General features: G+C 60.2%; 16 protein-coding genes. 9 read left to right on the top strand and 7 right to left on the bottom strand.

From position 1 onward, the window contains the following. Nucleotides 1–27: 27 nt before the first annotated feature. The 3 genes from ACR0E2_RS04450 (at nucleotide 28) to ACR0E2_RS04440 (ending at nucleotide 3218) form a co-directional block, all read left to right on the top strand. Entirely contained in the window at nucleotides 28–501 is a 474-nt protein-coding gene (locus ACR0E2_RS04450; protein WP_171167760.1) for an outer membrane protein assembly factor BamE, read from the top strand. 84 nt (nucleotides 502–585) lie between these two features. Then, nucleotides 586–1341 carry a GNAT family N-acetyltransferase gene (locus ACR0E2_RS04445; RefSeq protein ID WP_480445364.1) on the top strand — a complete coding sequence of 252 codons (756 nt, stop codon included), beginning with the start codon at nucleotides 586–588 and terminating at the stop codon, nucleotides 1339–1341. A 68-nt stretch (nucleotides 1342–1409) separates the two neighbouring features. Further along, complete coding sequence (locus tag ACR0E2_RS04440; protein WP_480445362.1) at nucleotides 1410–3218, top strand: ABC-F family ATP-binding cassette domain-containing protein; 1809 nt, start codon at nucleotides 1410–1412, stop codon at nucleotides 3216–3218. A 114-nt stretch (nucleotides 3219–3332) separates the two neighbouring features. Here the strand turns inward: ACR0E2_RS04440 and ACR0E2_RS04435 are convergent, their stop codons facing one another. The 3 genes from ACR0E2_RS04435 to ACR0E2_RS04425 all read right to left on the bottom strand — a co-directional run bounded on the left by ACR0E2_RS04435 (nucleotide 3333) and on the right by ACR0E2_RS04425 (nucleotide 4977). Further along, nucleotides 3333–3545 (bottom strand): hypothetical protein, encoded by a 213-nt coding sequence (locus ACR0E2_RS04435; protein ID WP_480445360.1) that lies wholly within the window; start codon nucleotides 3543–3545, stop codon nucleotides 3333–3335. Nucleotides 3546–3656: 111 nt separating this feature from the next. After that, nucleotides 3657–4211 (bottom strand): sugar O-acetyltransferase, encoded by a 555-nt coding sequence (locus ACR0E2_RS04430; RefSeq protein ID WP_480445359.1) that lies wholly within the window; start codon nucleotides 4209–4211, stop codon nucleotides 3657–3659. 10 nt (nucleotides 4212–4221) lie between these two features. Next, nucleotides 4222–4977 (bottom strand): 3-hydroxyacyl-CoA dehydrogenase, encoded by a 756-nt coding sequence (locus ACR0E2_RS04425; protein WP_480445357.1) that lies wholly within the window; start codon nucleotides 4975–4977, stop codon nucleotides 4222–4224. 222 nt (nucleotides 4978–5199) lie between these two features. Between ACR0E2_RS04425 and ACR0E2_RS04420 the strand changes: the two genes are divergently transcribed. Further along, nucleotides 5200–6024: a hypothetical protein gene (locus ACR0E2_RS04420; RefSeq protein ID WP_480445355.1), complete on the top strand. Its 825-nt coding sequence runs from the start codon at nucleotides 5200–5202 to the stop codon at nucleotides 6022–6024. A gap of 74 nt (nucleotides 6025–6098) precedes the next feature. Here the strand turns inward: ACR0E2_RS04420 and tyrS are convergent, their stop codons facing one another. Beyond that, complete coding sequence (tyrS, locus tag ACR0E2_RS04415; RefSeq protein ID WP_171723117.1) at nucleotides 6099–7382, bottom strand: tyrosine--tRNA ligase; 1284 nt, start codon at nucleotides 7380–7382, stop codon at nucleotides 6099–6101. A gap of 305 nt (nucleotides 7383–7687) precedes the next feature. Between tyrS and ACR0E2_RS04410 the strand changes: the two genes are divergently transcribed. Genes ACR0E2_RS04410 through ACR0E2_RS04400 form a run of 3 tightly spaced genes read left to right on the top strand, consistent with a single transcriptional unit; the run spans nucleotide 7688 to nucleotide 9602 of the window. Next, the gene (locus ACR0E2_RS04410; protein ID WP_480446178.1) at nucleotides 7688–8761 is read left to right on the top strand and encodes an anhydro-N-acetylmuramic acid kinase; all 1074 of its coding nucleotides are present in this window, start codon (nucleotides 7688–7690) and stop codon (nucleotides 8759–8761) included. Nucleotides 8762–8797: 36 nt separating this feature from the next. Next, a complete protein-coding gene (locus ACR0E2_RS04405) occupies nucleotides 8798–9130 on the top strand; it encodes a hypothetical protein (protein ID WP_217360251.1) in 333 nt (110 codons plus the stop codon). A gap of 10 nt (nucleotides 9131–9140) precedes the next feature. After that, a complete protein-coding gene (locus tag ACR0E2_RS04400) occupies nucleotides 9141–9602 on the top strand; it encodes a hypothetical protein (RefSeq protein ID WP_480445353.1) in 462 nt (153 codons plus the stop codon). 17 nt (nucleotides 9603–9619) lie between these two features. On the opposite strand, the gene ACR0E2_RS04395 is transcribed toward ACR0E2_RS04400, so the two are convergent. Both ACR0E2_RS04395 and ACR0E2_RS04390 read right to left on the bottom strand, forming a co-directional pair. Beyond that, nucleotides 9620–10387: an extensin-like domain-containing protein gene (locus tag ACR0E2_RS04395; protein WP_480445351.1), complete on the bottom strand. Its 768-nt coding sequence runs from the start codon at nucleotides 10385–10387 to the stop codon at nucleotides 9620–9622. A gap of 97 nt (nucleotides 10388–10484) precedes the next feature. Then, nucleotides 10485–10904 carry a cupin domain-containing protein gene (locus ACR0E2_RS04390; RefSeq protein ID WP_480445349.1) on the bottom strand — a complete coding sequence of 140 codons (420 nt, stop codon included), beginning with the start codon at nucleotides 10902–10904 and terminating at the stop codon, nucleotides 10485–10487. 85 nt (nucleotides 10905–10989) lie between these two features. Here ACR0E2_RS04390 and ACR0E2_RS04385 point away from each other — a divergent pair, with 85 nt between their 5' ends. Further along, complete coding sequence (locus tag ACR0E2_RS04385; RefSeq protein ID WP_480446177.1) at nucleotides 10990–12408, top strand: protein adenylyltransferase SelO; 1419 nt, start codon at nucleotides 10990–10992, stop codon at nucleotides 12406–12408. Nucleotides 12409–12422: 14 nt separating this feature from the next. Here the strand turns inward: ACR0E2_RS04385 and ACR0E2_RS04380 are convergent, their stop codons facing one another. After that, nucleotides 12423–13382, bottom strand: a complete 960-nt coding sequence (locus ACR0E2_RS04380; RefSeq protein ID WP_171167781.1) for a DMT family transporter — start codon at nucleotides 13380–13382, stop codon at nucleotides 12423–12425. Between the two features lie 166 nt (nucleotides 13383–13548). Here ACR0E2_RS04380 and ACR0E2_RS04375 point away from each other — a divergent pair, with 166 nt between their 5' ends. Further along, entirely contained in the window at nucleotides 13549–14271 is a 723-nt protein-coding gene (locus ACR0E2_RS04375; protein WP_152458217.1) for an endonuclease/exonuclease/phosphatase family protein, read from the top strand. The last annotated feature ends 10 nt before the right edge of the window (nucleotides 14272–14281 follow it).

Here is a 14281-nt window from a genome sequence, read left to right as displayed (position 1 = left end):
GCAAGAGGCCAAGGCAAGAGGGTGTGCATGTTGAAGGTAGTGAACCGGTTGAAACCAGCGACGAAATCGCTTGTGTTTGTTGCCTGTCTGGCTGCGGCCGGGGCCTGTACGCCGATCTACAAGAATCACGGCTATGTGCCTCCGGCCGAGGAACTGGCCGAAATCAAAGTGGGCGTCGATACGCGCGACAGCGTGGAAGAAGCCATCGGCGCACCGGGTGCGTCCGGGGTCGTGCGGGATTCGGGCTATTACTATGTCCGCTCGCGGGTGCGCCATTACGGCCCGAAACGGCCCGAAGTGGTGGCGCGCGAACTGGTCGCCATCAGTTTTGATCAGCGTGGAGTCGTCAGAAACATCGAGCGTTTTGGTCTGGAAGACGGCATCGTGATTCCGCTTGAACGCCGGGTGACCGATTCCAACGTTCAGGACAAAGGCTTCCTGCGTCAGCTGTTGGGCAATATCGGCAACTTCAACCCGGCCAATATTCCTGGCGCCAACTGATCGCGGCGGAACCTTGCGTTGGTCACAAGGCGGTCACATGTCTTGTGTTAACGGTGTCGTGCCGACACTCGTGGGTCGGCACCCATGGAGGACGCGACCGTGGCGGCGGCAGTTATGTTGAGCAAGGGGCGCTATCGCGCCCGAATGGCGGAATCGGCCGAGGATATCAGGGCCGCACAAAGCCTGCGGACATTGGCGTTCGGGACCCGGCAATCGGACGTTGACGCTTTTGACGCGCAATGCAGCCATGTCCTGATTGAAGATATGCGATCCGCCGGGCAGTTGGTCTGCTGCTTTCGGATGCTGACAATGGAGCATGGCGGTGAAATCGGACGCAGCTATTCAGCACAGTTCTACGACCTGAGCTCGTTGGAAGGGTTCAGTGGCCGCATGGTCGAGATGGGCAGGTTCTGCGTTCATCCGGGTCTGAACGATCCCGACATTCTGCGGGCCGCCTGGGGTGCAATGACGTCCCATGTCGATCAACACAATGTCCAGATGCTGTTTGGATGTTCGTCCTTTGCCGGGACCGAAACCGGGCGATATCTTGATGCCTTTGCGATGCTCAAGCATCGCCACCTGGCCCCGAAACGGTGGTTGCCGCGGGTCAAGGCTCCGGACGTGTTCCGTTTCGCCGCGCGTCTGCGGCGCCGGCCGGACGCGAAAAAGGCAATGTCGCGCATGCCGCCCCTGTTGCGGACCTATCTGATGATGGGAGGGTGGGTGAGTGATCACGCGGTTGTGGATCGCCACATGAACACGTTGCATGTGTTTACCGGGCTTGAAATCGGGGCGATCCCTCCGGCCCGAAAACGCCTGTTGCGGGCATTGGCCGGTTAAGATGAGTATTTCCGAAAAGGTGAAGACAGGGCGTTGACGCAGTGTGGCCGCCGGTTTAGCTGGCGGGCATGGCGAGAATTCCTTTGTTGCAGATGTCCGGCATATCCCTGACTTTCGGGGGCGAACCGGTGTTTTCCGAACTGGATCTGGTGGTACAGCCCGGTGACCGCGTGGCGCTGGTTGGGCGCAACGGGTCGGGCAAATCCACGCTGATGAAAGTGATGGCCGGCCTTGTCGAGGCTGACCGCGGTGAAATTGTCGTGCCGCCCGGAAAATCCGTGGGCTATATGGAGCAGGACCCGACGATGGAGGGCTTTGCCACCCTGGGAGACTATGCGTCGAGCGGGTTGGAGCCGGGTGAGCTCTACAAAGTTGAACGGGCTGGTGCGGGGCTGAAATTCGATCCTGCGCGCCCAGTTGAGACTGCTTCGGGTGGTGAGCGGCGGCGCGCGGCATTGGCCAAGCTGATGGCCGAGGCACCGGATCTGATGCTGCTGGACGAACCGACCAACCATCTGGATATCGAAGCCATCGCGTGGCTGGAGCGCGAGCTTGGGTCGACCCGAGCGGCTTTTGTGCTGATCTCGCACGACCGGGCCTTCTTGCGCGCACTGACGCGGGCGACACTGTGGATTGATCGGGGCGCTGTCCGACGGCAGGAGCAAGGGTTTGACGCGTTCGAAGCCTGGCGGGACAAGATCTGGGAAGAAGAAGACCAGCAGCGCCACAAGCTGAACCGTCTGATCAAGTCCGAGGCCAAATGGGCGGTCGAGGGTATCAGCGCGCGGCGCAAACGCAATCAGGGCCGGGTGCGGGCCCTACAGGCGCTGCGGGCCGAAAAGGCGGCACAGATCAAGCGTCAGGGTTCCGCTGCGATGACGCTGGAGGCCGGGCCAAAATCGGGCCGCAAGGTGATCGAGGCCAAAGGGCTGGCCAAAGGGTTCGGCGACAAGCAGATCGTTCGGAATTTTGATCTGCTGGTGCAGCGCGGTGATCGTGTGGCCTTTGTCGGGCCGAACGGGGTCGGCAAGACGACCTTGCTGAAGATGCTTCTGGGGCAGGTGGCGCCGGACAAAGGTTCGGTGTCGCTGGGTACCAATCTTGAGGTCGCGGTGTTCGATCAGTCCCGGGCGCAACTGGACCCAGAGATGAGCTTGTGGGACAGCCTGACCGGCGACCCGGACATGCGGGTTTCCGGCAAGGCCGATCAGGTGATGGTTGGCGGGCAGCCCAAACATGTCGTGGGCTATCTCAAGGAATTCTTGTTTGACGAGCGGCAGGCAAGAGCGGCTGTCAAATCCTTGTCGGGTGGGGAAAAGGCACGGTTGCTGCTGGCCAAGTTGATGGCAAAATCTTCCAATCTTCTGGTACTTGACGAACCGACCAACGATCTGGATGTCGAAACGCTGGATCTGTTGCAGGAGCTGCTGGACGACTACGATGGAACGGTTCTGCTGGTCAGCCACGACCGGGATTTTCTGGACCGCGTTGCAACGACGACCATCGCGATGGAAGGCAACGGGCGGGCGACCGTCTATGCCGGCGGCTGGTCCGACTATATTGCGCAGCGGGGCGAAGTTTCCGAGAAAAAAGACATAAAAACAAAGCCATCCAAGCCGAAGGTGAAGCAGGAAGCAAAAGCCAGGTCGGGATTGTCCTTTTCCGAAAAGCACCGGCTGGAAAAGCTGCCGGCCGAGATTGAACGGCTGGAGGCCGAGATTGCAAAGCTCGAAGAACTGATGTCCGACCCCGAGCTGTTTACCCGCGAGCCGGTCAAGTTCCAGAAAGCGACCGAGGCGCTTGTCGAACGGCAAGACAAGTTGTCGGCGGCCGAAGAGGAATGGCTGACACTGGAAGAGAAAGCCCAGGCTGAGTAGACGCCAACTGCGCCCGCCTTATCAGACGGCGTGGAAAAAGCTGCTTAAAAACCGGAGTTCGCCTGTTGCTTCGGTTTTGCCGGGGACCGGATCAGCGGATCCGCGTCAATTCGTTCAGCTTGCTTCGGCTGCGACCCCGTCGAGCATTTTTATGCAACTGGCGAGATGAAGCGCGTTCAAATGCGTCTGCGACGGTTCGCGGCTGTTCCAAATTGCATGGAAGGCAACGACACCGGGATGTGTCGCAACCACATTGGGGTCGTTTTGGGTGCATTCTTCTTCGGTGCAGGCGATGACACTTTTGAGTTCGGCGCGGTCAAAATCCACCCTTGCCCGGGCGCGCGCGCCCTTGGGGACACGTTTACCCGGCGCTGCCTGAAAAAAAACAGGCGCTGCGCCTCGTGATCAAGGCCCTGGCGGATTGGGGGAAAAGCAGGGTTATCGGTGGGCGCGTACAGGCCGGGCAGGGTTTCCAGCGACGGTCTCGCCGGCGGGAACGTCTTTTGTCACCACACTGCCCGCTCCGATGATGGCATTGTCGCCGATCGTAACGCCCGGCATGATGATCGCGGCCCCGCCGATCCAGACGTTTTCGCCGATCCTGACTGGGTGGGCGACTTCGAGGCCCCGAGCGCGCAAAACAGGATCTTTCGCGTGTTCGGCGCAATAGATCTGCACCGCAGGCCCAAGCATCGTGTCATTCCCAATCGTCACCGGCGCGGTGTCGAGCACGACACAGCCTGCGTTGAAAAACACGCGGTCTCCCAACGACAGGTTTATTCCGTAGGCACAGTGAAACGGAGCCTCGAGAAAGCAATCCCGTCCAACTCCCGCAAAAAGCGCAGCCAGTTCCGGCGCGATGGCCCCACGGGCATCCGGCGGGCATGTGTTATGGGCATGAACGGCCCGGCGCGCTTCGGCGCGAAGCGCATCCAGTTCCGGGTCAAGGCAGCAATACCATTCACCCGCTTCCATTTTCTGCCGCTCGGTCATGAGCCCCGGTTTAGCGCATACGCAGGGCACCGTCGATGCGGATGACCTCACCGTTCAGATAGCCCATCTCGACGATGAAGCCGGCCAGTCTTCCGTATTCTTGCGGATCGCCAAGGCGGGCAGGGTTCGGGACGTCGGCGGCAAGCTGTTGTTGCACCTCTTCGGGCAGGCCCGCTAGCATCGGGGTCATGAAAATGCCCGGCGCGATGGTCATGACGCGAATGCCGGTCGAGGCCAGGTCGCGGGCCATCGGCAGCGTCATGCCCACGACGCCGCCTTTCGAGGCCGCATAGGCCGCCTGACCCTTTTGCCCGTCAAACGCAGCGATCGAGGCGGTGTTGATGATCACCCCACGTGCCCCATCTGGTTCGGGTTCATTCTTTGCCATTTCGACAGCGGCCAGCCGGGACACGTTGAAGGTGCCAACCAGATTGATGTCGATCGTACGCTGGAAAGCATCCAGAGGGTGAGGGCCATCCTTGCCGACAGTCTTGATACCATAGGCGATACCTGCGCAATTCACCGTGGCCGTGATCTTGCCCATCTTGTCCATGCCATGGCGCACGGCTGCGGCCACCGACTCTTGATCGGTTACATCCGTTTGCACGAAATGCCCGCCAATCTCAGCGGCGACCTGTGCGCCGCGATCTGCATCACGATCCAGAATGGTGACCTGCGCGCCTTCCGAGGCGAAGTGGCGTGCCGTGGCTTCGCCCAGACCGGATGCGCCTCCGGTGATGAGGGCGGCAGTGGTGGACAGGTGCATGGTGAACTCCTCCCAAGGATATGAACACTTGTTCAATAACTGCATTTTGGGGTCAGTGTCCACAAATTTGAGAAAGCAGGATCCTGGTTGGCGGGTAGGGTCCTTGGCCCCGATGTTTTGGCCGATCCTCAACAATACTTAATGCCGACTTCACGAAAACGCGCCTGTTCGTGAGCGAAGAACTCGGCGCCTTTGTGTGTTTTTCCGCCAGGAGGATCTGTTATGGTAATAAGTACGAAACACATACTGGGTGCAGTTGTCGCTGTGCCTGTTTTTGGAATGGTGATGGTTGGCGATGCTGCTGCCGCACCGGAAACCTGCAACTGGAAGACGGCTCGGACTCTTGCCAACGCGGGGGACTATGCCGGGTTGTGCGATTGTGTGCAGGTAACCCCGAGTTTTCTGGACAGGCTTCAAAAGCGGGCCGACTTTGAAACAACCTTGAGTGTAACCGGGGCGCAATGCCCGGGGCTGGCCGCGTTGCTGACGGATTTGCCGACGGCAAACCTGTCTGGTTCAGCGGAAAACCGGGGTGAAAGCCGCGGCTCTGAACCCGGTGGGTCTGGATTCGCCGATGCTGGTGGAGCTGTCGGAGGCGGTGACAGTGGCCCCGGCGGTGCGTCTGAAGAAAGCGAAAACAATGGTGGCGGCCAGTCCGGCGGCGGCGGTGAAACCGGTGGCGGTGGTGAATCCGGTGGCGGCGGTGAATCTGGTGGTAGCGGTGAATCTGGCGGCGGAGGTGAGTCCGGTGGCGGAGGTGAGTCCGGTGGCGGCGGTGAATCTGGCGGCGGAGGTGAATCCGGCGGTGGAGGTGAGTCCGGCGGCGGAGGTGAGTCCGGCGGCGGAGGTGAATCCGGTGGCGGAGGTGAATCCGGTGGCGGTGAAGGCAAAGGCGAAGGTAAAGGCGGCAAGGGTAAAGGTGGTGGCAAGGGCAACAACGGCCATGGCAATGGCGGTGAAGGCAGCAGCCCGGGCCGCGGTCATAACGCCAACAATGACGAAAGTGACGACCGGCCCGGTCGTGGCGGCGGAAAAGAACGCAGATAAGCACGGCTTACCGAATGAAAACGGCCACCCGTTTGGGTGGCCGTTGCAGTTTCGTGTCTTTCAACCTTGCCGGGTCAGCCCAGTTGAACCAGCGCGTGGCGCTTTTTGCCTGCGCTCAGCTTGATCGGCGAAGACAGGGCGTTTGCGTCGATCATCAGCCCGGCATCGGTCAGCGGCGCGTCGTCCAGCTTGGCACCGTTTTCGGCGATCAGGCGCTTGGCCTCTTTGCCGGATTTTGCCAAACCCGATTTGACGAAGAGCTGCACGATAGAAATCCCCTCTCCAATTTCATCAAGCGTTAGCGATATAGTCGGGAGTCCAGCCAAGAACTCAGAGGGAAGGTAGTTTTCTCCTTCACGGGCTGCCATTGTACCGAAAATACCTTCAGCAGCATCCATGGCGGACTTTGCAGCTTTTTCGCCATGAAGTAGCGCAGTAACTTCGTAAGCGAGTATCTTTTTAGCGCTATTGATTTCCGCGCCACGCAAAGCCCCCAATCGTTCACATTCTTCAACGGGAAGTTCTGTGAAGATTTTTAGGAATCGGCCCACGTCAGCGTCCGTTGTGTTGCGCCAAAACTGAAAAAACTCGAATGAGGAAAGCATATCTTCATTCAGCCAAACCGCGCCGCCCTGAGATTTACCCATTTTGCGTCCGTCGCTGGTGGTCAGCAGCGGGGTCGTCAGGCCATAGATTTCATGATCCAGCACGCGGCGGGTCAGGTCGATGCCGTTGACGATGTTGCCCCATTGGTCCGAGCCGCCCATCTGCAAAACGCAGTTATACCGGCGGTTCAACTCCAGAAAGTCATAGGCTTGCAGGATCATGTAGTTGAATTCGAGGAAGCTCAGCGATTGCTCACGATCCAGACGAGATTTCACCGATTCAAACGATAGCATCCGGTTAACCGAGAAATGCCTGCCGATGTCTCGCAGAAAGTCGAGGTAGTTCAGACTGTCCAGCCACTCGGCATTGTTCAGCATAAGCGCGCCGGTTTCGCTGTCATCATAGGACAGGTACTTGGCGAACACCTTTTGCATCCCGGCGATATTGGCGTCGATTTGTTCGGGCCCCAGCAGGGGGCGTTCGTCCGAACGGAACGACGGGTCGCCCACCTTGGTGGTACCGCCGCCCATGAGGGTGATCGGCTTGTGGCCGGTTTTTTGCAGCCAGCGCAGAACCATGATGTTCATCAAATGACCCACGTGCAGCGACTGCGCCGTGGCGTCATAGCCGATATACGCTGTTTGCACCCCACTAATCAGCGCGTCGTCAAGGCCCTGATAATCGGTGCAGTCGGCGAGAAAGCCGCGCTCGATCATCGTGGCGATGAAATCCGATTTGGGGTGGTAGGTCATATCGTGCCCTTTGGGTTAATGTTGCGGGGCACTGTATAGGCGGCAGCGCGTGCGAGGAAAAGCCACCTTTTCACCTCGGGCGCGGGGTGCGGTCGAGGGTGTCGATCCAGACACGCGGGCTGAGAAAAAAATCGCCGGGCCGGTCCGGAACGCTTGCCTTTGCGCCCCAACAGAAGGCACGTTGACCGGGCTGCAACCCAAAGGTGAAATCCCGGACCCGGAGGCGGCGAAAGACACAGCCAATTCAGGAGGCAGGCTTGGGCCAGACCATCGCGAAACACGGAAAGCTCCGGGCTTTGGGCGCAATGTCCGGCACATCGATGGACGGGGTTGATGCCGCGGTGGTGGAAACCGACGGGCATTCGATTTACGGGTTTGGGGAAAGTGGATACCGCGCCTATTCGGATGCGGAACGCGACGTGTTGCGCGCCGCGCTGGGCCAGTGGCACGGACCCCAGGTCGATGCAGCGGCAGAGATGGTAACGATTGCTCATGCCGAAGCACTGTCCGAGTTCGAGGATGTGGATCTTATCGGCTTTCACGGGCAGACGCTGGCGCATGAGCCGCGCGGGCGCGGGACCTTGCAGGTTGGTGACGGGCTGGGGTTGGCGCAGGCCCTTGGGCGCCCGGTGGTCTGGGATTTCCGCAGCGACGATGTTGCGATGGGGGGCGAGGGGGCTCCGCTTGCGCCTTTCTTTCATTTCGCCTGTGCCAAATGGTTCGGTGCGGACCGGCCGCTGTGTTTCCTGAACCTGGGCGGGGTCGGCAACCTGACCTATGTGGACCCGGCGTTCGAGGGCCCCGAAGCGCCCGGTGCGTTGCTGGCCTTTGATACAGGCCCGGCCAATGCGCCGGTCGATGATCTGATGCAGGCCCGGCTGGGGCTTCCGATGGACCGTGACGGGGCGCTTGCGCGCGATGGAACGGTGGAAATGGGCGCGCTGGAGCTGTTTCTGGCCGAGCCGTATTTTTCCCGCATGCCGCCGAAATCCTTGGACCGGAACGATTTTTCGGAAATGATCGGTTTGGTCAAGGAGCTCAATGACGCTGACGCGGTGGCGACTCTGACCGGTATGTGCGCCGCAGCTGTTGTGCAGGGGATGGAGCACTGTCCGAAACCTCCGTCCTGTGTGTTGGTCACCGGGGGCGGCAGACGCAACCCGGTGCTGATGGAGATGTTGCGCGTGTCGCTGGATTGCCCGGTCGAACCGGTTGAGGCGGTGGGGCTGGACGGCGACATGCTTGAGGCGCAGGCGTTCGCCTATTTGGCGGTGCGCGTCGCGCGGGGGTTGCCGACCTCTTGTCCCGGAACCACCGGCGTAAAGGCGCTTGTCGGTGGCGGGGTCGTCAGTACGGTGTCGATGGACCCGGTCGGATAACGCGATCCGGAAAACAGTTCAAAAAAACAACTCTTTGTGCGACGATTGCCCGGACCGATGGATCAGGGGCATGGCAGTATGGCGACCAAGGCAGAGCTTGAGGCCGAGTTGGAGAAGTTGCGAAAGCGGAATGCGACGTTGGAGGCGCAGGCCGAAAAGGAAGCGGGTTCCGAAGATCCGCCTGAGGGCACCAAATCGTCGGATGAAATCCGGCAGCTGCTGGAAGACCACGGGATCGACCTGAGCCAGGTTCAGTCCTTGGGGCATGACGTTGTCGAGGAGTTCGGTCGGCTTCAGAAAGACTATCCGATCACGGCGTTGCTGATCGCGTTTTCGCTTGGGTACGTCGTCGGGCGCGCGCAGGGCTAGGAGGCGGGTTATGAGCAGACTGAGCAAGAACCTGGTTACGATCTATCGGACCGAACGTTTGATCGCACGCCGCCGTCTTGGAGTGGTTCAGCAACAGACTATTCTGATGGGCATCGCGGGCATCGCGGCATTGTCGGCGGTGGTGCTTTTGAATGTCTCCTTGTTCTTGGCGCTTCAAAGCTCGATGTCACCAGCATCGGCGGCGGCGCTGTTGGCCTTTGGAAACCTCGTTTTCGCCGGGCTTATGGTGCTGATTGCAAGACGCCGAAATATCGACGACGAAGTCGCCCCGGCCGTCGAGGTGCGCGATATGGCCATAGCGGATATTGAAGACGAATTGGAGGAGATGACCGCAGAGGCCAAAGAGGTCGTGCAGGCGGTCAAGAGCATTGGATCGAACCCTTTGGGATCGGCAGCGACGCTGCTGGTGCCGCTGATCAATTTGTTGATCAAAAGCCGAAGCGACAAATAGAGGCGCAACCCGAAGGTTCATCGACACACCGGAGCGCCCTTGCGGCGGGCTGTGTCAAAATGGAAATGCCCGACGTGATAGCGGTCGGCGTCCGGGCCAAGCACGGTTCCGAAAATACCGCAGGCGCCTTCGTGCAGCTTTCGCAAAACAGCGCCTTGCGCGTTGTTCCATCCGTCCCGGACCGTGATCTGTGTTCCGTCCTTTAGAACGAAGGTCGATATGTCGATCGCCCTTCCGCGCGCATGTTCCGAAATGCGTGAACGCGGCTGGTTGTTCTGGGTCTTGCAGGCATAGTGGCCAACGATCCGCATCCCCTTCAGCCCGCCGCCCATATCGGCAAAGGCCGGCTTGGCCGTGTTTTCGATCCACGTTTTCAGCGTGACCGCTGTCTGGCAATCCATCAATGAGAACTGGCTGAGTGCGATGTCAGAGATTTTGTAAACCCGAACCGGGTTCGTGATCCCGCATCCGCGGGCCTTTCCGGCGACGGGCTTGCGTGTTTCGCCCAGAATGGTCCAGTCGCCGCACACGGCGCCCCGCGCCTGCATTCGTTCACGGCCCGCTTCGAATTGCCGAAACTTGCAGGGTCGCAGGGCAGGGCGTCTGGAAACCAGCACCGCAGGTTCGACTGTCACGGTCGGGTCAGCATCTTCAACCGTTTCTTCCCAGGCAAGCTCTGGCGCAGTCAGATCGGATGCAAGACGGGCCTCGGCACAAGCGGGCTCTGCGCTGGCGAATGCTGCGCTTTGACACAAGAACAAGACAGTCAGCAGGACCTGCTTCATTCTTACTCGTTACTCCGTCGCCTTTGGCTGCGTGTACAGAATGATCAATGGGCAACCGTCTGTAAACTCACCTTTTCAGAGATCGTTATGTGAGCGGTCATGCCTTGGGGATATCGAAGCCCGGTGCAGCAAGTTCGAACCCCTCGAACTGGAAACCGGGCGAGACCGTGCAACTGACCAGCGTGTAATCACCCGTGCTGCGGGCGGCTTGCCAATGGCCTTGCGGGACGATCAATTGTGGTGCGCCAGCGGAAAGATCGGGGGTCAGCACATGTTCGGTGGCGGGGCCTTGGTCCGTTGCGCTGAGCGACAGGACAAGCGGCGCGCCGGCATGGTACAGCCAGATCTCGGTCGCATCGACGCGGTGCCAGTGGCTGCTTTCGCCTTTCTGCAACAGGAAGTAGATGCAGGTGCCGGTGGGGCGACCTTCGTTTTCGGCGCGCCATGTCTCGGCGTACCAACCACCTTCGGGATGCCGTTGCAGGTTCAAGCGTTCGATAATCTCTTGTGCGGTCATGTGCTTCCTCGTGTTTGGGTGCGATTATGCACGGGCCGGTGTGATCTGCTATGGTATTCATGCGTCCGAGGGATATGTTTACGACATGACCCTGAAAATCCCCTTCGATAACTCTTATGCCCGTCTGCCGGATGCGTTCTTTGCGCGGCAGTCACCGGTTCCCGTGCGCGCGCCAAGGATGATTGCGTTCAACGATGATCTGGCCAAATTGCTGCGGATTTCACCCGGTGACGTCGAGGACATGGCCGAAGCCTTTGCGGGAAACAGTATTCCCGAAGGTGCCGAGCCAATAGCACAGCTTTATTCCGGGCATCAGTTCGGGCAGTACAACCCGCAGTTAGGCGACGGACGTGCGGTGTTGCTGGGCGAGACGGTCGGAAAGGACGGGGTGCGCCGGGACATCCAGCTGAAAGGTTCGGGCCCTACGCCGTTTTCCCGCCGGGGCGATGGCCGGGCCTGGCTGGGGCCGGTGCTGCGGGAATATGTGGTGTCCGAGGCGATGCATGCTCTGGGCATTCCGACCACACGCGCCTTGGCAGCGGTGGAAACCGGCGAGACCGTCTTTCGCGAGGGCCCGATGCCCGGAGCGGTTCTGACCCGGGTTGCATCCAGTCATCTGCGGGTGGGGACCTTTCAGGTGTTTGCAGCGCGTGGGCAGATGGACAGCCTGAAGCGCCTGACGGGCTATGCCATTGCGCGGCATTACCCCAAGGCAGAAGGGCCGATGGGGCTGTTGCGTTCGGTGCGCGATGTGCAGGCCGGTTTGATTGCAAAATGGATGAGCGTGGGATTCATCCATGGCGTGATGAATACCGACAACTGCTCGATCGCGGGCGAGACCATTGACTATGGCCCATGTGCGTTCATGGACACGTATCACCCCAACACCGTCTACAGCTCGATCGACCGGATGGGTCGTTATGCCTATTCGAACCAGCCCGATATCGCGGTGTGGAACCTCGCGCAGTTGGCAACGGCCTTGATCCAGCAGATGGACGACAAAGAGGCCGCCGTGGAAGAGGCGACCGAGATCGTCCACGCGATGCCGGACCTGCTGCAACAGAACTGGTTGTCCCGGTTCCGTGCGAAGATCGGACTGGCAACCGCAGACGAGGGCGATCAGGAACTGATCACCGATCTTCTGAAGCGCATGGCCGAGGGGCAGGCGGATTTCACCAATACCTTCCGGGCGCTGGGCGGCGGCACGGCGCGGGATCAGTTCCTTGACCCGGCAGCGTTTGACACCTGGGAAAAAGACTGGCGCGCACGGTTGGCGCACGAAGCGACGCCACAGGAGGTGATGGCCGCCGCAAACCCTGCATTCATTCCGCGCAATCACCGGATCGAACAGATGATCCAGGCGGCGGTGCAGGGCGACTATGCGCCCTTCGACCGGTTGAACGCTGTGTTGGCACGACCGTACGAGGATCAGGGGGATGCGGAAGAACTGAGGCGTCCTCCGGCCGAAAATGAGGTGGTTCATGCGACATTCTGCGGGACATAACGCGCAGCCCGCGTCTATTTCCGCAGGATTTCCAACACCGCAGCGCTGACGATCAGGGTGGCGCCCAGAAATTCCCGCAGGCCAAATGGTTCTCCTGACAGGGCGGCGGCCGACGCGATGCCAACGACAACCTCGCTCATCAGCAGCAGGCCGACCTTTGCGGGGGACAGCTTGGTTGCTGGCCAGATGGTCATGTAGATCATGGGCAGGACATAAAAGGCCGACAGCAGCGCGTATCCCGCTATGCGGATCGACTCTTCGCTTGTGATGTTCGGCAGGGTTTGGCCCCCAAGCATCAGCAGGCTGACAAGCGACAGCAACAACGCGCCAATCACAAAGGCAAAGACCTGACCCGAGATGGTCATGCTACCAGCCTTGTAAAGGCCCAGTGTGCCCAATGCCCAGCATATGCCCGATGCCAGCGCCAACCAGTCGCCCAAGTTCTGCGGCCATGGCACGAATCCGGCGCCTCCGAGCACGACAAACAGCCCGCCAAGCCCGCAGATCAGGCCCATAAGGCGCATCACGCTCAGGCGTTCTTTCAGAAATACGACGCCCAGAATCGTGCCCCAGATCGGAGTGAGATAGAACAACAGGATCGAGCGGACGACGTCGGTGTAAACAAGGCTGATCGAATACAGGCTGAATGCAGCCCCTGTGAACATTCCGCTGAGCATCAGATCGCGCCATTGCCGGGCCAGCATGCGTCTGTCGGGCCAGACAAAGGGGATCAACGCAATCAGGGCCGCGCAGTACATCGCGATCCCTGACCACGGGCCGGTCAGGCCCTGATCGTAGAAAAAACGCACCGGAATCCAATAAAGGCCCCACAGCGCGCCGCCTGTCACCAAAACCATACTGGCCCGGGTGCTGTTGTCGGGTTGGGTCTGGCTCAGGCTCATGCGGGCCCCGCTTTGGCTGCGATGCGTTGTCGTCACCGCATCGGGATAGAGCGTTGCAGGGCCGGGGATCAAGCGGAACCTTCGCTTTGATGTCAGCCAGGATTCAATCGCCGAAATAGCAGGCAGATTGTCAGGGGCGGGTGTCGTATCGGAATTGTCGCAGCAGGAAACCAAGCACAGGGGTTGCGCCTCACGTCAGGCATGGCACTTTAGGATCAATTCATTTGGTCAAGCCCTCATGCCAACTTCGTCCACGCTGCGTATCGCAAGCTACAACATTCAGAAATGCGTCGGGTTGGATTTCCGGCGTCAGCCCCAGCGTATTCTGCAAGTCATCGAAAACATGAAAGCGGATATCGTGGTGTTGCAGGAGGCCGACAAACGCCTGCCGCCCCGTCCGGCCGCGCTGCCGCATTTCATGTTGGACGAGGCGGGATGGCAGATCGTCGATCTGGGCGGCGCGGGAAGTCTGGGCTGGCACGGCAACGCGGTGATCTGGCGCGGAGAGGGGATCTCGGTCCGCCGAAAAGGGCATCACGAGTTGCCGGGGCTGGAGCCGCGCGGGGCGGTTCGGGTCGAGTTCGACACCCATATCGGGCCATTGCGCGTGATGGGTATGCATCTGGGGCTTCTGCCAGCGTCGCGGCGGCAACAGATTTTGCACATTCGGCGGAATGACTGGGATATGGACCAGATGCCGACAGTTTGGGCCGGTGACTTCAACGAGTGGTCACGTCAGCCAGTTCTGGATCACCTGGTTCCCGAAATGCGGTTTCTGCCCCCCAGACCAAGTTTTCCCGCCGCGCAGCCTTTGGGCGCGCTGGATCGGATCGCGCTGGGCAGCGGAATACAGGCCGTGGCGCACGGTGTTCACGACACACGTCCCGCGCATATCGCATCTGATCACCTGCCGGTCTGGGCCGATCTGACGCGCGCCAGATCAGAAGGTCGCAAAAGGTGAAATCCCTGTA

It is taken from the genome of Ruegeria sp. A4 (genome assembly GCF_056543025.1).
Note: the sequence above shows the minus strand (reverse complement) of the source record. Positions and strands in the feature narration are given on the sequence as shown.